General features: G+C 62.9%; 24 protein-coding genes. 11 read left to right on the top strand and 13 right to left on the bottom strand.

Going from position 1 to position 16,256, the window contains the following annotated elements:
• Positions 1-15 precede the first annotated feature (15 nt).
• From AC5V87_RS20600 to AC5V87_RS20580, 5 genes are all read right to left on the bottom strand, one after another.
• Positions 16-1,230, bottom strand: coding sequence for an AAA family ATPase (locus AC5V87_RS20600; RefSeq protein WP_495367605.1), 1,215 nt, complete (start codon positions 1,228-1,230; stop codon positions 16-18).
• Positions 1,227-1,469: a hypothetical protein gene (locus tag AC5V87_RS20595; protein ID WP_495367604.1), complete on the bottom strand. Its 243-nt coding sequence runs from the start codon at positions 1,467-1,469 to the stop codon at positions 1,227-1,229. Before AC5V87_RS20595 ends, AC5V87_RS20600 begins: the two co-directional genes overlap by 4 nt.
• A complete protein-coding gene (locus AC5V87_RS20590; protein ID WP_495367603.1) occupies positions 1,466-1,789 on the bottom strand; it encodes a putative PDDEXK endonuclease in 324 nt (107 codons plus the stop codon). Before AC5V87_RS20590 ends, AC5V87_RS20595 begins: the two co-directional genes overlap by 4 nt.
• 190 nt (positions 1,790-1,979) lie before the next feature.
• The gene (locus tag AC5V87_RS20585; RefSeq protein ID WP_495367602.1) at positions 1,980-2,180 is read right to left on the bottom strand and encodes a hypothetical protein; all 201 of its coding nucleotides are present in this window, start codon (positions 2,178-2,180) and stop codon (positions 1,980-1,982) included.
• A 65-nt stretch (positions 2,181-2,245) separates the two neighbouring features.
• Positions 2,246-2,686, bottom strand: a complete 441-nt coding sequence (locus tag AC5V87_RS20580) for a hypothetical protein (RefSeq protein ID WP_495367601.1) — start codon at positions 2,684-2,686, stop codon at positions 2,246-2,248.
• A gap of 100 nt (positions 2,687-2,786) precedes the next feature.
• Here AC5V87_RS20580 and AC5V87_RS20575 point away from each other — a divergent pair, with 100 nt between their 5' ends.
• From AC5V87_RS20575 to AC5V87_RS20565, 3 genes are all read left to right on the top strand, one after another.
• Positions 2,787-3,956: a site-specific integrase gene (locus tag AC5V87_RS20575; RefSeq protein ID WP_495367600.1), complete on the top strand. Its 1,170-nt coding sequence runs from the start codon at positions 2,787-2,789 to the stop codon at positions 3,954-3,956.
• Between the two features lie 75 nt (positions 3,957-4,031).
• The gene (locus tag AC5V87_RS20570) at positions 4,032-4,202 is read left to right on the top strand and encodes a hypothetical protein (protein WP_495367599.1); all 171 of its coding nucleotides are present in this window, start codon (positions 4,032-4,034) and stop codon (positions 4,200-4,202) included.
• Positions 4,202-4,405 (top strand): ribbon-helix-helix protein, CopG family, encoded by a 204-nt coding sequence (locus AC5V87_RS20565; RefSeq protein ID WP_495367598.1) that lies wholly within the window; start codon positions 4,202-4,204, stop codon positions 4,403-4,405. The genes AC5V87_RS20570 and AC5V87_RS20565 overlap by 1 nt, the downstream gene beginning before the upstream one ends.
• 152 nt (positions 4,406-4,557) lie before the next feature.
• Here the strand turns inward: AC5V87_RS20565 and AC5V87_RS20560 are convergent, their stop codons facing one another.
• Entirely contained in the window at positions 4,558-5,838 is a 1,281-nt protein-coding gene (locus AC5V87_RS20560; RefSeq protein WP_456838529.1) for a hypothetical protein, read from the bottom strand.
• A gap of 136 nt (positions 5,839-5,974) precedes the next feature.
• On the opposite strand from AC5V87_RS20560, the gene AC5V87_RS20555 reads away from it, so the two are divergent.
• Complete coding sequence (locus tag AC5V87_RS20555; protein ID WP_456838530.1) at positions 5,975-6,202, top strand: DUF2171 domain-containing protein; 228 nt, start codon at positions 5,975-5,977, stop codon at positions 6,200-6,202.
• Positions 6,203-6,324: 122 nt separating this feature from the next.
• Here the strand turns inward: AC5V87_RS20555 and AC5V87_RS20550 are convergent, their stop codons facing one another.
• The gene (locus AC5V87_RS20550) at positions 6,325-6,543 is read right to left on the bottom strand and encodes a hypothetical protein (protein WP_456838531.1); all 219 of its coding nucleotides are present in this window, start codon (positions 6,541-6,543) and stop codon (positions 6,325-6,327) included.
• A gap of 271 nt (positions 6,544-6,814) precedes the next feature.
• On the bottom strand, positions 6,815-6,964 hold the full coding sequence (locus AC5V87_RS20545) for a hypothetical protein (protein ID WP_495367597.1): 150 nt from the start codon (positions 6,962-6,964) through the stop codon (positions 6,815-6,817).
• Between the two features lie 250 nt (positions 6,965-7,214).
• Between AC5V87_RS20545 and AC5V87_RS20540 the strand changes: the two genes are divergently transcribed.
• Positions 7,215-7,376 (top strand): hypothetical protein, encoded by a 162-nt coding sequence (locus tag AC5V87_RS20540; protein WP_495367596.1) that lies wholly within the window; start codon positions 7,215-7,217, stop codon positions 7,374-7,376.
• Between the two features lie 282 nt (positions 7,377-7,658).
• On the opposite strand, the gene AC5V87_RS20535 is transcribed toward AC5V87_RS20540, so the two are convergent.
• The 3 genes from AC5V87_RS20535 to AC5V87_RS20525 form a co-directional block, all read right to left on the bottom strand.
• Positions 7,659-8,423 carry a hypothetical protein gene (locus tag AC5V87_RS20535; protein ID WP_495367595.1) on the bottom strand — a complete coding sequence of 255 codons (765 nt, stop codon included), beginning with the start codon at positions 8,421-8,423 and terminating at the stop codon, positions 7,659-7,661.
• A 171-nt stretch (positions 8,424-8,594) separates the two neighbouring features.
• Positions 8,595-8,807 carry a hypothetical protein gene (locus tag AC5V87_RS20530; protein ID WP_456838535.1) on the bottom strand — a complete coding sequence of 71 codons (213 nt, stop codon included), beginning with the start codon at positions 8,805-8,807 and terminating at the stop codon, positions 8,595-8,597.
• A 78-nt stretch (positions 8,808-8,885) separates the two neighbouring features.
• The gene (locus tag AC5V87_RS20525; RefSeq protein WP_456838536.1) at positions 8,886-9,113 is read right to left on the bottom strand and encodes a hypothetical protein; all 228 of its coding nucleotides are present in this window, start codon (positions 9,111-9,113) and stop codon (positions 8,886-8,888) included.
• A gap of 267 nt (positions 9,114-9,380) precedes the next feature.
• Here AC5V87_RS20525 and AC5V87_RS20520 point away from each other — a divergent pair, with 267 nt between their 5' ends.
• Entirely contained in the window at positions 9,381-9,728 is a 348-nt protein-coding gene (locus tag AC5V87_RS20520) for a DUF6481 family protein (RefSeq protein WP_495367594.1), read from the top strand.
• Positions 9,729-9,853: 125 nt separating this feature from the next.
• On the opposite strand, the gene AC5V87_RS20515 is transcribed toward AC5V87_RS20520, so the two are convergent.
• The gene (locus AC5V87_RS20515; protein WP_495367593.1) at positions 9,854-10,096 is read right to left on the bottom strand and encodes a pentapeptide MXKDX repeat protein; all 243 of its coding nucleotides are present in this window, start codon (positions 10,094-10,096) and stop codon (positions 9,854-9,856) included.
• A 340-nt stretch (positions 10,097-10,436) separates the two neighbouring features.
• Between AC5V87_RS20515 and AC5V87_RS20510 the strand changes: the two genes are divergently transcribed.
• The 3 genes from AC5V87_RS20510 to AC5V87_RS20500 are packed head-to-tail and all read left to right on the top strand — an operon-like array spanning position 10,437 to position 13,365.
• The gene (locus AC5V87_RS20510; protein ID WP_495367592.1) at positions 10,437-11,459 is read left to right on the top strand and encodes a TRAP transporter substrate-binding protein; all 1,023 of its coding nucleotides are present in this window, start codon (positions 10,437-10,439) and stop codon (positions 11,457-11,459) included.
• A complete protein-coding gene (locus AC5V87_RS20505; protein WP_495367591.1) occupies positions 11,456-12,010 on the top strand; it encodes a TRAP transporter small permease in 555 nt (184 codons plus the stop codon). The genes AC5V87_RS20510 and AC5V87_RS20505 overlap by 4 nt, the downstream gene beginning before the upstream one ends.
• Complete coding sequence (locus AC5V87_RS20500; protein ID WP_495367590.1) at positions 12,007-13,365, top strand: TRAP transporter large permease; 1,359 nt, start codon at positions 12,007-12,009, stop codon at positions 13,363-13,365. The genes AC5V87_RS20505 and AC5V87_RS20500 overlap by 4 nt, the downstream gene beginning before the upstream one ends.
• Before the next feature lie 103 nt (positions 13,366-13,468).
• On the opposite strand, the gene AC5V87_RS20495 is transcribed toward AC5V87_RS20500, so the two are convergent.
• A complete protein-coding gene (locus AC5V87_RS20495; RefSeq protein WP_456838542.1) occupies positions 13,469-14,152 on the bottom strand; it encodes a GntR family transcriptional regulator in 684 nt (227 codons plus the stop codon).
• A gap of 192 nt (positions 14,153-14,344) precedes the next feature.
• Here AC5V87_RS20495 and AC5V87_RS20490 point away from each other — a divergent pair, with 192 nt between their 5' ends.
• Positions 14,345-14,968 carry a TRAP transporter small permease gene (locus AC5V87_RS20490; RefSeq protein WP_495367589.1) on the top strand — a complete coding sequence of 208 codons (624 nt, stop codon included), beginning with the start codon at positions 14,345-14,347 and terminating at the stop codon, positions 14,966-14,968.
• A complete protein-coding gene (locus tag AC5V87_RS20485) occupies positions 14,968-16,233 on the top strand; it encodes a TRAP transporter large permease (RefSeq protein ID WP_456838544.1) in 1,266 nt (421 codons plus the stop codon). The genes AC5V87_RS20490 and AC5V87_RS20485 overlap by 1 nt, the downstream gene beginning before the upstream one ends.
• Positions 16,234-16,256 lie beyond the last annotated feature (23 nt).

Here is a 16,256-nt window from a genome sequence, read left to right as displayed (position 1 = left end):
ACACCCGCTCATCCGTCACTCCCGAACCTCTCCACCACTTCCACAAGATCGGTTCGCCTTCCAAAGGCCGCCGTACTCCCGAACTAGGCCCTTATCCTTCAGCGCCATCCGGAGCTCGTACAAGCGCTGCTTGCTGACAATGCCCTGCTCGCGAGCCATGTCACTCCACGCTTCAACTGTCAGGCCGGCCGCCCCAGCCTCACATAACAGCCGGAACATGACGCGCTGATTGGTGGATAGCTTGGGCTCGGCGGGTTTTGCGTCAGCTTGACGCGAAACCTCCTCGCTCACGATGTTGACAGTGATCGGGTCGCCGTCCTCGTCCTCGCCAAAGTTGAAGATTTCGGACGTAAACGAAAACAGCGGTCCTTCCGGCGCATCGTTGGCCTTGGTTACGGTGGCCGTCTTGATCGTGTCGCCGCCGATCTCCACCATCATATCAACGTCGCCGTAGATGGCGTTAGATCCTCTGGCGCCGCGGCTCTCGTCCTTGCCCGTGTGCCCGATGAGGGCAACATGTGGGCCTTCCAGCTGATCCTTGATGCGCTGAATGTTGGCGAACACTCGCCCTTGGTCCTTCGCGCTGTTCTCGTCACCACCACCGGCAGCAATGAGCTTGGCGAAGGTATCGAACACCAGGAGGCCGGCCATGTGCACGCCGCTTTCGAAGCTGTCGAAATACTTCTCAATGCGGCGCACGACCCCGACGATCAAAGGAACCGTTTCCGGGTTCATGCCGTCGATCATGCCGCTCACGACGACAACTGGAACAGGCTGGCTGCGCGGGATGCCTAGTAATTTCAAATGAGCCGACAGCCGCCGCTTAACCAGGTCGGCCCGCTCCAGGGCGAAATACACCACCCCTACGGCACATTTGTTTTTCTTCCCGAACCAATCCCGACCGAGCGCGAGATTGATCGAGGCCGATGCTAGCAGCGCAGACTTCATCCCTCCCGGAGGCGCAATCCAGGCGGACGTTTCATTCCAGGCGATGATGCCCTTGATGAAATGCGCCTTCTCAACCTCCTCGCTGATGACGTCCTCGAGCGGCGTGATACTGAGCGGCCCTTTGCTGCCGCGGAGCAGATTGAGCCGATCGTTCCGGTCAAACTGTTTGGGTGTTGCAGTCGGCCAAGCATCGGGAAATTCGACGCGCGGCTTCGGCATCTCGATATCAAAGAGATGGTTTCCGTCGCTGTCATAAGCGCCTAAGTCTTGGTGCTCGGTCATTCGCACCTCATCAATTCGGGATAAACCAGATCCAGCGCGCCCATTTCCTCGAGCTTGGCGTCAAGGTCGGCCGTGGTCATGGTGCCGTTCTTGATGGCCAGGCCCATTACCTTTGCCTCATGGGCAAGCCACTGAGCGCGGCTGTACATGAAGCGCAGGCCGGCGAGCTGGAGCTGCCTACGGATTTCGGGATCGCTGACCATGAGGTGGTCGCGGGTGAATGTCCGCTCGTGCTTCATTGCGAGCCCTCCGCCTTCGCCGCGATGTCGGCGGCAAGCTTCAGGGGGATGACCACTAAGGGCTCTTTGCGATCGGCTCGGACAATCAACAGGTCTCGAGCCTCAAGCCACTTGTAGAGCTCGCGGAAGCCATCAGCGCGGCACTTCACCTCCGCGACGCGATCGACGCCCAGAACGGGCACCGTTACGTCACCAAGGTATGAGCCGCCGGCGGCGCCACTGAGCGGGACGCGCTCGGCAGCGAAGCCGCGATCTTGAAGGAAGCGGACGATGGCGCGCTCGGCGCGATTGCCCTTGTCTCGGGATTTCCTGCCGCTCATGCTGCATCTCCGTAGACATACGGGACCAGAGCGGCCGCGAGCGCGAAGCTGATTGCGCAGCGTCGCGTCAACCGAGATGCTTGAAGTTTACGAAGCGTGGGGTTAGATTCCGAACAGATCGAAGCGCCAGCCAGATCAGATTTCGGAAGCCCGGTGCCCGCCAGCGCCGGGTTTTCCTTTTGAGACGGCATTAGGCTGCGACCTCGCCGCTGGCGAGCTTCTGGTATCCCTCGCGGATCTTGCTTTTCAGCGCGACCCAGCGACCGCCCTGCTTGAAAACGCCCGGCAACTCGCCCTTCTCCGCAAGGTAGAAGGCGCGCCGCTCCGGAATGCCGGTGAAGCGGCTGATTTGCTTAATTCCTTCGATGAGATCGTCTGCGATGCTGTCCATTAGATTGATCTTCCTGGTTCATGTGCAAAGCACATGTTGTGGTCTTATAGGAACGCAGAACGCAACTACCGCAACTTTTCCAAGCACCTGCTGAGGCGGATCGACACCATGACATCCGGCCAGGTCTCGGAACGCTCCGCAAATATCTCCCTCGGCATGATCGAGCGCTGCATGATGACCGCACCGTCGCGCTTTAGGATTTCATAGTTGAATAAAATATCCGCTCCGGCGATGGCGGCATCGAAAGGCTCGGGGTCTGCCGTCAGCAACATTCGGACTTCGGACGCAATGAGCTTGAGCTCTCCAACGCCGATCTGTCGCTCCGATAACGGGTGCAGAATACAAGCTATGATAGCCTCACCGCGCGGGAATTGTCGGTGCGTGCCGGTGCCAGCATTTGCCGTCGACGCAATCGCGTTGATCACGCCGCGGTCCGCCCAAAACTGGATGGTGCGCCGCTTGGCGCCACTCACCCTTTCCATGTCGGCTACGGAGAAGACTTCCACTTCGTGTCCTTAAGATCACTGAATGTTCTTTGCACTTTACAAAGGCCGCCTATTGGTGTCAAATGCTTTCGACCACTTCCGGTCATTTCGGGGGATATCCATGGCCAAGGTCCGCAAGCGCACCCTTCCCTCCGGCCTCGTTCGCTGGCAGGCGGGATACATCGACGGCGGTGGCCAGCGCCGGTTCAAGATGTTTGAGAAGAAGTCGGAGGCCGAGGCATGGCTTGTTGAGGTTCGGCACGATGTCGCCCGCGGCACTCACACCCCCGGCAGCCTATCTCCGACCGTCAAGGATGCTGCCGCCCTCTGGATCAAGCGTTGCGGCGAGAAGCGCCTCGAGCCCATGACGGTCAAGGGATACGAGGAGCACGTTAACCTCCATATCGTCCCGTTCATCGGCGCAAAGAAGCTCTCCGAAATAACCGTTCCGGCCGTGAATGCCTTCGCGGATCAGCTTCGAGACGCCGGCCGCTCGGCCGAGATGATCAAGCGCGTCGTGCGCTCGCTCGGCAGCATCTTCAAAGAGGCTCGCCGGCGCGGCCTTGCCAACACTTCCCCAACTGCCGGCATCGACCTGGACCTTCCCGATCGTGAAGACCCCCGGCCGGTCATCCCAAGCAAGGCTGAGCTCCAGGCGATCATCAACGGCGCAACCGGCCGATGGCGCCCGCTGATGCTGGTCGCGATCTTCTGTGGACTCCGAGCTAGTGAATTGCGTGGCCTTCGCTGGGCGGACGTGGACCTCGAGGGCAAGCAACTAAAGTTGAGCCAGCGAGCAGACGCTTCGCACAACATTGGCAAGCTGAAATCGAAGGCCGCTTATCGCTCCATCCCCTGCCCGCCGATCGTCGTCAACGCCCTCCGCGAATGGAAGCTGGCCTGCCCGAAGGGCGATTTGGATCTCGTCTTTCCGAACGGCGCCGGAAAAGTGGAGTCGCATTCCAACTTGCTGGAGCGCGGCCTGGAGCCGATCCTGCTTGCCGCCGGCATCACCGAGCTCCGCGCCCTGCTTGATGAAGCTGGCAAGCCTGTATTGGACGATACTGGCGCGGCGAAGACGGTTGTGGCAGGAAAGTACGGCATGCACTCGTTGCGACACGCCTGTGCTTCTCTATGGATCGAAAACGGGCACAATCCGAAGCGAATACAAAGCCTTATGGGACACAGCTCCATTAAGGTAACGTTCGATGTCTATGGTCATCTGTTCAAGGATCAGGAGTCCGACCAGCGCGCGGCAGAGGCGGTCCAGGCTCGCTTGTTGGGAGCGTAAAAGTGGTGCACTTTTAACTTCCCGTTTACCTGGATGCTTCAGTCTCTCCTCAAATGAAAATTTCTGGAGAGAAATATGGAAACGATTTGGAAGCTTGCAGGTGCGGTGCTCGTGCTTCTGACGGTATTAAAAGCCTGGCGTCGCGAATGCCCCTTTTTGCCGCTGGGAGGCTCCGACGCAACCCAGCTTGCAATCGTGCTAGGCTCTGCTTTCGTGGCCTGTGAACTGCTGGTGGTCTTTCACTGATGTCCGTAGCCAATCGTATTTCAGTATCGTTCAACGATGCAGAATTTGCCATCTTGGAGCGGCTTTCCGCTCATACCCAAAAGAGCAAAGCAGAACTGATCCGGACGATCGTCCATGAGTATCTAAGGGACAATCCGGATCGATTTCGCCTAAGAACAGACGTGTCGACAAGTCGGACCAAAAACATCGTTCTTCCTGATTAGCAACGTAAGCGCAACACTAGTGGGCTAAGCTATTGACCGGATTCAGCATCCAAAAGATTTCTACTCCGCGGGTTGCAGGTTCGAGTCCTGCCGGGATCGCCACTCCAGCGAATCGCTCCCTGAAATCATTGTGAAAGGGAAGCGAGGATCGGTCACACCTCGCCAAGCTCCGCCTGATGTGCCCTCCACCACGCCGCAATCGCCGCCGGCAGCTCATTCCACGGCTCGGTCGGCAAATCAGGTACCGCCACCCGCACGCTGTACTCATCTGTGGTCGCGTCGTGAAACCACTCGGTCGCGGCGAAATCAAAACCGAAGCTGCCGGCGTGACGGATGGGAAAACCGGCCCGGCTGAGATCACGGCTCATAGCCTCGGCGGCTTGCCGCGCGCCGGCCTCGTCGAGGGTACGCCTGGGGCGGAGGGTGACATAGAGCCCGTGGCTGAAGTGGAGCTCGGCCGAGAGCGAGGCGAGCTCGCGCGCGAAATGCCGGGCCGCATGACGACCGTTGCGCAGGATGGCTGCAATGCGTCGGTTCGTCAGGCCCCAATAGGCCGAGCTGCCCACAAACGGGGGAAAATGCGCCGGCAGCGCCGCCCCGCCGAGAAGCCGCACGGCATCGCGCATCTCCGCCGCAAGGCGTTCGGCCAACGAACGTTCAGCGCCCTCCTCGCACCAGCGAACGAACACCGCGGAGCCGAGCCGTCCGTATTCCACGCCGAGCGAATCCAGCTTGGTATGGCTTCGCACCATCACGACCGGGATTTGATATCGCCGCGCCCAACGCAGGACACGCCGGATCCGGCCGGACCGGCCGGCAAAACACGTCGTGTCAAAGATCAGGAGATCGAGCGCCGAACCGTCGCAGCCCAGCACCGCTTCGAACGCGCCGGCGGCGATGCAGGAATCGAGCAGGAGAATTCCCGGCGAGCCGGCCGGTACAGGCACGGCCGCCACCGGCGTCTTCATGGTGACGAGCCGCAAATGCGGGACAAAGCGCTCGATCAGCTCCAGCGTCTCACCGTAAGAGCCCGGCAGCACCACGATGTCGCCTCTGCTGACGAGCCTTGCCGATGCGAGCAGCAGCGCCGAGATCGCAGCCATGCCGGACGCGGTGTAGACGGCCTCGCTGGTGCAGCCGTGAGCGTCTTCATAGAACGAGGGTCCGCTCACCTTCAGATCCGCGCGCTGGTAGTCGTAGCTGAATGCGAACGGGCCGCTGGTCGGACGCGCGGTCGCCGACCAGGATGTCTCGGTCGCCTTCCAGTCCGCCAGCTCGTGCTCGGCGCGTAGTGCGGCGGTCAGCTGGAATTTCGCCGCGATGACCTCGTCCACCGAGCGCGGACAGCGCACGTTCCGCGGGCTTCTCAGGCAGCCGTTCAGGAGCCTGATCTCCTCGTGCTTCCGCTCCAGATAGGCCTCGATGGACTCCATGCGACGCTTGATACGATCCCTGATACGAGACTTCGAACTTGGATCATATCCAACGTCCGGCGCGGACCTGAGGTCCAACGCGTCGCCCTTGCAACGAAGCCGCATCTGCGTCGTTGAGATGTGCAAGGAGGACATCATGAGCCAGATCAGAGAACACATGAAGATTATCGGCAAGGACGGCGCGCATGTCGGCACTGTCGACCGTGTCGAGAACAACCGGATCAAACTGACGAAGAAAGACAGCCCTGCGGGTCACAAGGACCACCATCACTACATCGACATGAAATATGTCGGCGCCGTCGAGGGTGACGTCGTCAAGCTGTCGGTCAATGCCGACGCGGTCCCGAAGACGGAAGCCGCATGACGGCAAGCCCCTTCGGGGGCGCCCAGTCTGTTCACGGTCCGACTCCGCTTCGTTCGCAAAGCACGAATCGCGATTGCGAAAATCAGCTCGTCGCAGGTCTTAACACCGCCTTGCCGCGATCCTCATGCGGACCCGCTCACCAGCACGGGCCGCAACCGGTAAGCATCGATCGCGGCGTTGGACAGCCGCAGTCTGCGCCGCTCGCCCCGCAGCATCATGCGGTCGATCTTGTTCAGGATGAAGCGGGCAGAGTCCTTGTGCTCGCCGGTGAGCTGGCCCGACTGGTCGAGATATCTCCAGGCGATCTCGAAGCACTGTGCACGCAATTGAAGATCGGTCATGGCCGCTCAACGTCGGCGCGGAACGAATGGTTCCTAGGCCAGCCAAGCGGGGGCCGCTTGCAGCCGACGCACCAGCGACGCGCCTATTGGTCAGGGGATCACGGAACGAGATCGCGACCACAGCGTTGAATGCAACAAAATCGAGTGGTGCCGACCCGCCAACCCCGGTCGGCTTTGAAGGACCTCGTGCTTGCCCCCCGAGCACGAGGTTTTTCTCATGAACGGCCGCTGTGGTCTGCCGCGTCGACCGCAGTCGTGCGGCCAAATGCGATCATTTCGCCTCTTCTTCGCGCCGCTCGCGGGCGAGCTGGTGCCAGGCCAAGGCGAGCTGGATCAGGCGTTGCCGGTCGTCGCCTTCGGAGGCGGCGGCCCGCTTCATCGCGGCCTCGGCTTCGTGCTGTGGATCGTACTTGGTGCACATGCGTCCCCACCCTAGCGGACCGATCTGGACAAGCGGATGGCAATTTCGTCCGTATCATTGCGGGTTGACGCTGGCGTCGCTCGGACTTGCTCCACGGTCGCTCCGACCCTTAGGGCGATGACGAAACCGTGAGTCCCGGCATCATTGGCACCCATCTGTGAATTGCGTCACAGCCCGCATCCGGCATCTCCGCTAAACACCGCATCGACGCTTTCAAAAGCTTAATGAGGGCACGGGTGTGTTTCCCGTCATGACACAAGAAACCGCATCCGAACCTAACGTCCCCGCGCCGGGACAACGCTCCGACCTGCTCGGCGTCGCCTATCTCGCGGCCATCGGCATCGTCATGCTGGCCTGGATCTGCGGCCTGGTCTGGGCCGCTATGGCGTTCTTCAGCTGGCTGGTGTCTTGATCGAGCGCGGATGACGCGCTCCAGAGCATGAAGCCGCACACGATCATGGCCCACAGCGCCAGGCTGATCTGGATTGCATCCAGCATGTCCAAATTCCCCAGCGAATCATGTCCCGACATTTTTTCTTTTGGGAATGAGCGAAGCGGCGACGCGCGCCAGTGATAATTAGAGGTAGTTGTTGTGCACCGCCGCGCAGGCGGCGGCAGGCGCAGCGCGATCATTCCCCAAACAAAAGAGGCGGGTCTTAGGCCCGCCTCTTCGGTTCAAAGCCCGCCCGGACCGTCAGTAGCAGGCGCGAGGATCAGCCTGCACGTACTGGCCGTTCGGATAGCGGTAGTAGCAATTGCCCTGGGCCAGATAGTAGCCCGGGCGCGAGGCCGCCGTGGCACCGGCGATTGCGCCGGTGGCGCCGCCGATCACAGCTCCCGCCGCCGCACCGGAGGCATTGCCCGAGATCAGGCCGCCGAGTAGGCCGCCGACGATGGCGCCGCCGAGCGCGCTTGCGCCGGGATCAGCCGGCGCCGGAGGCGGAGGTGGCGGTTCATAGGCGACCGGCGGCGGGGCATAGGCCACCGGCACGTCGTCGTAATATTCCTCGGAGATGTAGGCGGGCGGGCCAGCCATCCGCTGCGGATAATAATACCAGACGCCGCCGACATCCCACCACCAGCCGGAGCGGCCGTTGTGGACCTCGTGGCGCCAGCGCCCGCCCTCCCAGGCGAGATTGCCGCGATAGGCGTGTCCGCCCCAGTCGCGCGCCGGTGCAGGCCCGCGGGCGTAATTGCGGCTAGGCGGCGGGCCGCCGGCATTGTGCGGGCCCGCGCCTGGGCTGCCCGCGTGAGGCGGGCCGCCAGGCTGTCCGGGGGGCCGGGCGGCCTGCTGCGGCGGCGGCCCCTTGCGCATGTTCTGGGGCGGCGCACCCGCGCCGGGCGACGGCTGGGCCTGCGGTCTCGGCGGTGATGCGTCCTGGGCCTGCGCTGAAAGCGCGACAAGGGAGATGGCCGAAACCACGGGAATGATGATCTTCATGCCGCTGGACGCACTCATGCCTGCTGGCCCCCTACTCTCTCGATCGCCGTGGTCCCTGGCGATAGACGATTCGCCTCCCGCCCGGGTGATGCCGGCTGACATAACTGATCTGCTTTGATCGGCTAAGTCCCGTTACAAACGTTTAAGATCACGGCAATTTTTGGCCTTGAGGATCGTAGCGGACCGCATCTAGCGGGCCGGCTCGATCACATTGCAATTGGTCCGCCCCGACATCAGGCAGTCCTGCATCTTGCTGGCGGCGGTGAGATCGCGTGCCAGCCACCAGCCGACACCGAGGATCAAGAGCGCGATGATCAGCCCGGCGATCGCGCCGCGGCGGTTATCGCCGGATTGAGGTTTTGGCTGGGATTCGGGCTTGTCACCCGGTTCGGGCTTGGACATGGCTGACTGATCGGACCGGGCGGGCCGGCTTTATCACCTCTGCGGCGTGGCGTCACATCCGGAGCGTTTCAAACCTATTCAGCCTCGGGTCGGCCGGATCGCATCCTTGCGTGAGGTTTCGACCGCCGGGGGTGTCCGTGGTGCGCAGGTCGTCAGCACGAAGGCAGTCTGGCTGCACTCCCAGCCGCCGCCCAGAACGGCGTTGTTGATCGGTTGCGGGCGGGCGAGCAGGACCACGGCGCCGGTCGCGGCGGCCAATGCGAGGACAGTTACGAGCGCCCTCAGGCTCAACCGGAAGATCGTCATGCCCGTGCTCCGTCTCGTATTGGGGCGGACGCTAGGCGCCGCTCCGCGCGTGCCCCTATGAGGGACATCACAATTCGGCAGTTTTTCCGGGCTACGAGAGATCGTCTGGGCTGGCGATTTTTCGTTGACCTGATCGGCTGCGATTATGGGTGGCTTCGCGACGCGCGCCGATGTACACGCTTCTGCGTCGCGTGGCGCCTGCTATGCCCAGCCGACGTACCAACCGCAGTGATGTAGGATTGAAAGCGAGGAAGACAAGGCTCGTCGATGAGTGGATTCAGGGAACCCGGCTTCGCGGACCGGCAAAAGGCGGCACAGGAAGCCCGCAAAAATCTTTTGAACAAATTCAAGTCGCAGCCGGGCCCCGACGATCCGGCGGTAGCCGCGCGTCGCGCCGAGCGCGAAGCGCTCGCGGCCAAGCGCGCCGAGGCCAAGGCTGCGCGCGAGGCGGAAAAGGCCGAGCAGAAGCGCCTCGAGGAAGAAGCCGAGGCCGCTGAAGCCGCACGGCTCGCCCGCGAAGCCGAAGAGGCGATCGCGCGGCAAGCTGCGCTCGAGGCCGAGCAGAAGGCCAAGCGCGACGCGCGCTACGCCGCCCGCAAGGCCAAGCGCAAGTGACGTTCACAAGTCACGTCCAATTGAAGTCGGGCTGAGACGTGATTTCGGGGCGGTCCAAATGACCGCCCCCGGATTTCCGAAGCGCGCGACCGCCTCTTGCATGCGCCCGCGGCGGCGGCGGGCGATCAGTTCTTCTTCATCATCCCGTCGTCTTTCTTCATCCCGTCCTTGGACATGTGGTCCTTCTTCATGCCTTCGTCCTTGGACATGGTGTCCTTCTTCATGCCGTCCTTGGACATCGTGTCCTTCTTCATCGTGCCGTCTTCCTTGCCCATCTTGTCTTGGGCAAAGGCGGCCGGCGACAGCGCAAGGCCGAGCGAGAGAGCGGCTGCCGAGATGCCGAGCGCGATGCGGGTGCGAATGGTCATGGGTCATCTTCCTTCGAGTTGATGTTGGCGACGGATGCCGCTACCTCATGCTCGACGGATCAGGGGCCGCACCTGTTACGTGCGGCGGCATTTTTTTCGCCACTACCAAACCTGACGGCGGGACCACCGGTTCGACACAATTTTGCCCGTGACCCCCGCTAGTGCGCGCCGGCGACCGAAGGATGAGTGTGCGGCGCAGCAATGCCCGCGACCTGCCGCCGCATTCGGTCTCGAACTATCAGACTAGAGAATATCGGGTGGAAGACCGGCTAGGATGGGCCTTAAGCCGGCCTCTTAAGACCCGATCACGTCAAGCAAGAACCGTCCAAGGGATAGATCCATGTACACGCGTCGTCACCTGCTTGCGACTGCCGTCGCAGCACCCGCCATTCTCCGCTTCGGCACTGGTACCGCGCATGCCGCGACCACGCTGAAGATCTCGCACCAATTCCCGGGCGGCACCGTCGATAAGGGCGATTTCCGCGACCGGCTCTGCCGCATGTTCGCCGCCGAGGTCAGCAAACGCAGCAACGGCGACATCGCTGCCGAGATCTATCCGAACTCCTCGCTGATCAAGACCAACGCGCAGTTCTCCGCGATGCGCAAGGGCGCGCTCGACATCAGCCTCTATCCGATGCCCTATGCCGGCGGCGAGCTGCCGGAGACCAATATCGGCCTGATGCCCGGCCTCGTGACCACCTATGACCAGGGCATGCGCTGGAAGAAGGAGCCGGTCGGCAAGGCGCTGACCGACTTCCTCGCCGACAAGGGCATCATCCTGCTCACCTGGGTCTGGCAGGCGGGCGGCCTCGCCAGCCGCTCCAAGCCGATCGTCGCGCCTGAAGACGCCAAGGGCATGAAGGTGCGCGGCGGCTCCCGCGAGATGGACATGGTGCTCCAGACCGCCGGCGCCTCGGTGCTGTCGGTGCCTTCGAACGAAATCTACGCGGCGATGCAGACCGGCGCGTGCGACGCCGCTCTCACCTCCTCCACCAGCCTGATCTCGTTCCGACTCGAAGAGGTCGCGAAGTCGCTGACCTCGGGCGCCGGTGCCTCCTATTGGTTCATGCTCGAGCCGCTGATGATGTCGAAGACGATCTTCGACAAGCTGCCGAAGAATCAGCAGGACGTCCTGCTCGCGGTCGGCGCCGAGCTCGAGGCCTTCGGCCGCAAGGGCGCGCAGGACGACGACGTCGAGGTCGCCAAGGTCTACGAGAAAGCTGGCGCCAAGGTCAGCGCGCTCGATGCCGCGACCGTCGGCAAGTGGCGCGACATCGCCCGCGACACCGCCTGGAAGGACTATGGCGCCAAGACCGCAACCTCGGCGAAGCTGCTCAAGCTCGCCACCGATGTCTCGGCATGAGCCACGGTCCGCTTCCGGATCGTGACGACCAGGCGAGCGCTGCCGCAGGGAATGGCCTTGCGGGGGCGGTCGATCGCGGTCTCGCCGTCCTCAACCGCATCATCGTCGTGTTCGCAGCGATCGCGCTGGTCGCGGCCTGTGCCATCCTGAGCTACAGCGTGCTCAGCCGCGCCTTGTTCAAGGCCGCCAATTACTGGCAGGACGAAGCCGCGGTGTTCCTCCTGGTCGGCGCGACCTTCATGACGGCCGCCTATGTGCAGCAGCATCGCGGCCATATCGGCATCGAGGCCTTCGTCGGCCTGCTGTCGCCGCTGGCGAACAGAATTCGACTCTGGCTCGTCGATGTCGCGACGTTCCTGTTCTGCAGTTTCTTCACCTGGAAATCCTGGACGCTGGCCCATGAAGCCTATGTCGACGGCCAAGTCTCGAACTCGATGTGGTCGCCGCCGCTCGCCATTCCCTATTCGCTGATGGCGCTCGGCATGAGCCTGCTCTGCGTCCAGATCCTCGTGCAGCTTGCGCTGCCTTTCGCGGGAGCGAGGCGTTCATGAGCGTATTCGGCATCGGCGTTGCGTACGGGATAGCAACGCTGCTCGTGATGTTTTCAGGCATGCCCATCGCGTTCGCTCTCGGCGCCGTCGCGGTCGTGTTCATGGGCATCTACATGCCCGCCGCCTCTCTCGATACGGTGACGCAGAACGTCTACGAGGAAATGGCCTCGATCACGCTCTTGTCGATCCCGCTGTTCATCCTGAAGGGCGCGGCGATCGGCAAGTCGCGCGCCGGCCAGGATCTCTATTCGGCCCTGCACGCCTGGCTGCATCGCGTGCCCGGCGGCTTGGGTGTCGCCAACGTGTTCGCTTGCGCGCTGTTCGCGGCGATGGCGGGCTCCTCGCCGGCCACCTGTTCGGCGATCGGCTCGGCCGGCATCCCCGAGATGCGCAAGCGCGGCTATTCCGGCGGCTTTGCCGCCGGCATCATCGCAGCCGGCGGCACGCTCGGCATCCTGCTGCCGCCCTCGATCACCATGATCCTGTTCGCGGTCGCAGCCGAGAAGTCGCTCGGGCGGCTGTTCCTCGCCGGCATCGGCCCAGGTCTGCTGCTGGTCTCGCTGTTCGGCGCCTATGCCGTGATCCGCTTCCGCCAGGAATATGCCGCGGCCGCGGCGATCTACGAGAAAGGCGGACCGGAAGCTCCGATCCTGCAGCGCGACGAGTACACGCTCGCCGAACGCTTCAGCGTGCTGCCGCGCGTGATCCCGTTCGTGCTGCTGCTGACCGGCGTCATGATCGCGCTCTATGGCGGCTTCGCGACGCCTTCGGAAACGGCAGGCCTCGGCGGCCTGCTGGCGCTGGCGCTGATCGCCGCGATCTACAGCGTGTGGCGGCCGGGCGACCTTGCCCCGATCATGAGATCGACGATCCGGGAATCGACCATGCTGATGATGATCATCGGCATGTCGCTGCTCTATTCCTACGTGATGAGCTATCTTCACATCTCGCAGTCGGCCGCCGAATCGATCGTCGCGATGCACCTGCCGCGCTGGGAGCTGTTGTTCGCGATCCTCGTCATGGTCGTCGTGCTCGGCTTCTTCCTGCCGCCAGTCTCGATCATCCTGATGACCGCGCCGATCATCCTGCCGCCGCTCCGCGCTGCGAACTTCGACATCATCTGGTTCGGCGTCGTCATGACCATCGTGATGGAGATGGGACTGATCCATCCGCCGGTCGGGCTCAACATCTTCGTCATCCGCAACGTCGCGCCCGATATCCCCTTGAGCGAGGTGATCTGGGGCACCCTGCCGTTCGTGCTGTTGATGATGCTCGCGGTGCTGCTGCTGTGCTTCGTGCCGGAGATCTCAACCTGGCTGCCGGACTCGGTGATGGGCCCGGACGGGAGCAGGTAGCAGCATAGAAGCTGCCGTGGGGTGGGCAAAGCGGAGCGTGCCCACCACCTGTCGGCGGTCTCGGAGAGATGGTGGGCACGGCGCCAACACGCCCTTGCCCACCCTACGATCTTTCCTTCCGCCGCCCCTTCGGCGCGTTCGCCACGACCTGCAACAAATCCTTGCGCACGGCCTCGATGTGCCGCTCGAGGAAGCGGCACGCCTCCTCGACCTTTTCGGCGCGGCACAGCGCGATCAGATGGGCGTGCTCCTTTTCTGCTGTGCCCATCGCCTTGGTGTTGGAGAGCTGCAGCCGCGTGTAGCGGTCGCTGGTCTGGAGCAGCGACAGCACGATTGCGCGGGTGCGCGGCTGCGGAGCTCGAACGTAGAGCGCCATGTGGAAGTCGGCGTTGAGCTGCCCCCATTCGCTGACATTGCGCGCCTTGATCGCCTTCTCGAATTGCTTGTGGATGTCGTCGAGGCCCTCGAAATCCTCCGCGCTGAAGCGCGGCGCCGACTGCGCCAGCAACCGCGGCTCCAGGATGCAGCGCAGATCGAACACGTCGTTGATCTCGTCCAGTGACAGCTCCGAGACGATCGCGCCCTTCTGCGGCACGATGCGCACCAGCCCTTCCGCCTCGAGCTGAAACAGTGCCTCCCGCACGGGTATGCGGCTGACGCCATAGGCCTCGCCAAGCGCATCCTGCCGCAGCTGCGATCCGGCCGGATAGGTGCCGTCGAGGATTGCCTGCCTGAGCTGGTCGACGATCGCAGCCGACAGGGTGCGATGCTTCAGAGGCTGTTTCATCTGACCTTCCGTCTTTCCCGACTCATCGGCGCGACGCGGTCCCTCTCTTGCATGTTGAGGCACTCAGCAAAAGCCGGTGCCCAGCAAAAGCGCGCCCTGCCGCCGAATTGACCGCAATCTCCGTTTGACACCCGAATTGTATAAATTATACGATTGGCAATCGCACGACAAATCTTTAGGGGTTGGGCCTCCATGATCGAGCAGACGATGCCGGCCACGCGCGCGCTCAGCGTCCGACGTACGATCGTCCGGATGTCGAGCGCCCTGCTCGCCTTCGAGCGTCTCGCGCTGATGGGCCTGATGTACCTGCTAACCGGTCTGATCCTGGTCAACGTCGTCACCCGCTACGCGCGTTTCCCGATCTACTGGATCGACGAATCCGCGGTCTATTGCGTGGTCTGGCTGACCTTCATCGGCGCCTCCGCGATGACGCGGCTGCGGCTAGACTTCGCCGTGACGATGCTGACGGAGCGGTTTTTGCCGCAGCACCAGAAGATCGCCAAGGTGATCTCGACCGGCCTCGTCGTCGTGTTCGGCATCGCCTTGACCATCACCTGCGTGCTCTGGATGGACCCGGTCGGGCTCGCGCGCGCCGGATTCGACGGGCGCAAGCTCGCTGCCGAAACCTTCAACTTCCTCTACACCGAGCACACCCAGACGCTGAACTGGCCGACCTGGGTGCTCTATCTGACGCTGCCGGTCTTCGCGGTCTCGATGACCGTGCACGGCCTCGCCAACCTTCTGGAAGACCTGGAACTGGTGCCGCGCACGCCGCCGAAAGGCTTCCAGCTCTCCGAGCTCGACGGGGTCAACTGATGGTCACGTCCGCCGCCTTCGTCGCCTTCATGCTTGTCGGCGTGCCGATCGGGCTCTGCCTGTGCCTGGCCGGCCTCGTCTATATCGCGGCGTCAGGCAATCCCGTGCTGTTTCAGTCCTATCCGCTCCAGCTGTTCGGCGGCGTCGACAGCTACGGCCTGATCGCGATCCCGCTCTTCATCCTGATCGGCGAGATCATGAACGGCGGCGGCATCACGCGGCGCATCGTCGACATGGCGATGGCGTTCGTCGGCTCGCTCAAGGGCGGGCTCGCCTACGTCAACATCCTCGCCAACATGTTCATCTCCTCCATCCTGGGATCGGCGACCGCGCAGGTGGCGATCATGGCCCAGATCATGGTGCCGGAGATGGAGAAGAAGGGCTACGACAAGACCTTTGCGGCGGGTCTCACCGCCTATGGCGGCATGCTCGGCCCGATCATTCCGCCCTCGGTGATGTTCGTTGTCTACAGCGTGCTGGCGCAGGTCTCCGTCAGCGACATGCTGATCGCCGGCATCGTGCCGGGCGTCATCCTCACCGTGATGTTCTGCATCGTCATCGCGCTGATGGGATACATGTACAACTATCCCCGCGCCGACTATCAGACGCCGCGCCAGCGCCTGATGACGATCCTGCGGACCTCGCCGACGCTGCTGATCCCGATCGTCATCGTCGGCACGATCCTGAGCGGTCTCGCCAATGCCACGGAATCCGCAGCCGTCGGCGCCGTCGCCGCGGCGCTCGTCGGCAAATACTGGACGAAGGAGTTCGAGTTCTCGCAGCTGCCGCAGATGATGCTGCGCAGTGGCATCTATTCGGCGATCGTGCTGTTTCTGGTCGCTGCCGCTGCCGTGTTCTCCTGGGTCCTGATCTTCGGCAAGGTGCCGCAGGAAACCGCCGGCTGGATCCAGTCGGCCGCCAAGGATCCGATCAGCTTCATGCTGATCTGCAACGTCATCCTGCTGATCATCGGCACCGTGATCGACGGCATTCCCGGCCTGATCATGACGGTGCCGATCCTGCTGCCGGTCGCAACCGACGTCTATCACATCGATCCCCGGCAGTTCGGCGTCGTCGTGGTGATCAACCTCGTTCTCGGCCTTTTGTCGCCGCCCGTCGGGCTCTGCTTCTTCGTCGCGGCCGCCGTCACGGGCGCCAAGCCCGGCAAGATGTTCATGGTGACGCTGCCGTTCTTCGTCATCTCCTGCGTCCTCCTCGTGCTGCTCTCGCTCTATCCCTCGCTCTCGCTGATCCTCGTCAAATAGGCCCGTTCAAAAGGAAGCCCGAC

Source organism: Bradyrhizobium sp. SOJA106 (assembly GCF_059448745.1).
This window is presented reverse-complemented; position numbering and strand designations above follow the sequence as displayed.

Excerpts from the sequence above, each read along its gene's own strand:
- AC5V87_RS20510 (WP_495367592.1), top strand. The coding sequence starts at position 10,437 with ATGTACACGCGTCGTCACCTGCTTGCGACTGCCGTCGCAGCACCCGCC.
- AC5V87_RS20570 (WP_495367599.1), top strand. The coding sequence starts at position 4,032 with ATGGAAACGATTTGGAAGCTTGCAGGTGCGGTGCTCGTGCTTCTGACG.
- AC5V87_RS20595 (WP_495367604.1), bottom strand. The coding sequence starts at position 1,469 with ATGAAGCACGAGCGGACATTCACCCGCGACCACCTCATGGTCAGCGAT.
- AC5V87_RS20505 (WP_495367591.1), top strand. The coding sequence starts at position 11,456 with ATGAGCCACGGTCCGCTTCCGGATCGTGACGACCAGGCGAGCGCTGCC.
- AC5V87_RS20550 (WP_456838531.1), bottom strand. The coding sequence starts at position 6,543 with ATGACCGATCTTCAATTGCGTGCACAGTGCTTCGAGATCGCCTGGAGA.
- AC5V87_RS20540 (WP_495367596.1), top strand. The coding sequence starts at position 7,215 with ATGACACAAGAAACCGCATCCGAACCTAACGTCCCCGCGCCGGGACAA.
- AC5V87_RS20590 (WP_495367603.1), bottom strand. The coding sequence starts at position 1,789 with ATGAGCGGCAGGAAATCCCGAGACAAGGGCAATCGCGCCGAGCGCGCC.
- AC5V87_RS20535 (WP_495367595.1), bottom strand. The coding sequence starts at position 8,423 with ATGAGTGCGTCCAGCGGCATGAAGATCATCATTCCCGTGGTTTCGGCC.
- AC5V87_RS20560 (WP_456838529.1), bottom strand. The coding sequence starts at position 5,838 with ATGGAGTCCATCGAGGCCTATCTGGAGCGGAAGCACGAGGAGATCAGG.
- AC5V87_RS20520 (WP_495367594.1), top strand. The coding sequence starts at position 9,381 with ATGAGTGGATTCAGGGAACCCGGCTTCGCGGACCGGCAAAAGGCGGCA.
- AC5V87_RS20515 (WP_495367593.1), bottom strand. The coding sequence starts at position 10,096 with ATGACCATTCGCACCCGCATCGCGCTCGGCATCTCGGCAGCCGCTCTC.
- AC5V87_RS20545 (WP_495367597.1), bottom strand. The coding sequence starts at position 6,964 with ATGTGCACCAAGTACGATCCACAGCACGAAGCCGAGGCCGCGATGAAG.
- AC5V87_RS20575 (WP_495367600.1), top strand. The coding sequence starts at position 2,787 with ATGGCCAAGGTCCGCAAGCGCACCCTTCCCTCCGGCCTCGTTCGCTGG.
- AC5V87_RS20600 (WP_495367605.1), bottom strand. The coding sequence starts at position 1,230 with ATGACCGAGCACCAAGACTTAGGCGCTTATGACAGCGACGGAAACCAT.
- AC5V87_RS20495 (WP_456838542.1), bottom strand. The coding sequence starts at position 14,152 with ATGAAACAGCCTCTGAAGCATCGCACCCTGTCGGCTGCGATCGTCGAC.
- AC5V87_RS20500 (WP_495367590.1), top strand. The coding sequence starts at position 12,007 with ATGAGCGTATTCGGCATCGGCGTTGCGTACGGGATAGCAACGCTGCTC.
- AC5V87_RS20585 (WP_495367602.1), bottom strand. The coding sequence starts at position 2,180 with ATGGACAGCATCGCAGACGATCTCATCGAAGGAATTAAGCAAATCAGC.
- AC5V87_RS20530 (WP_456838535.1), bottom strand. The coding sequence starts at position 8,807 with ATGTCCAAGCCCGAACCGGGTGACAAGCCCGAATCCCAGCCAAAACCT.
- AC5V87_RS20485 (WP_456838544.1), top strand. The coding sequence starts at position 14,968 with ATGGTCACGTCCGCCGCCTTCGTCGCCTTCATGCTTGTCGGCGTGCCG.
- AC5V87_RS20565 (WP_495367598.1), top strand. The coding sequence starts at position 4,202 with ATGTCCGTAGCCAATCGTATTTCAGTATCGTTCAACGATGCAGAATTT.
- AC5V87_RS20555 (WP_456838530.1), top strand. The coding sequence starts at position 5,975 with ATGAGCCAGATCAGAGAACACATGAAGATTATCGGCAAGGACGGCGCG.
- AC5V87_RS20525 (WP_456838536.1), bottom strand. The coding sequence starts at position 9,113 with ATGACGATCTTCCGGTTGAGCCTGAGGGCGCTCGTAACTGTCCTCGCA.
- AC5V87_RS20490 (WP_495367589.1), top strand. The coding sequence starts at position 14,345 with ATGATCGAGCAGACGATGCCGGCCACGCGCGCGCTCAGCGTCCGACGT.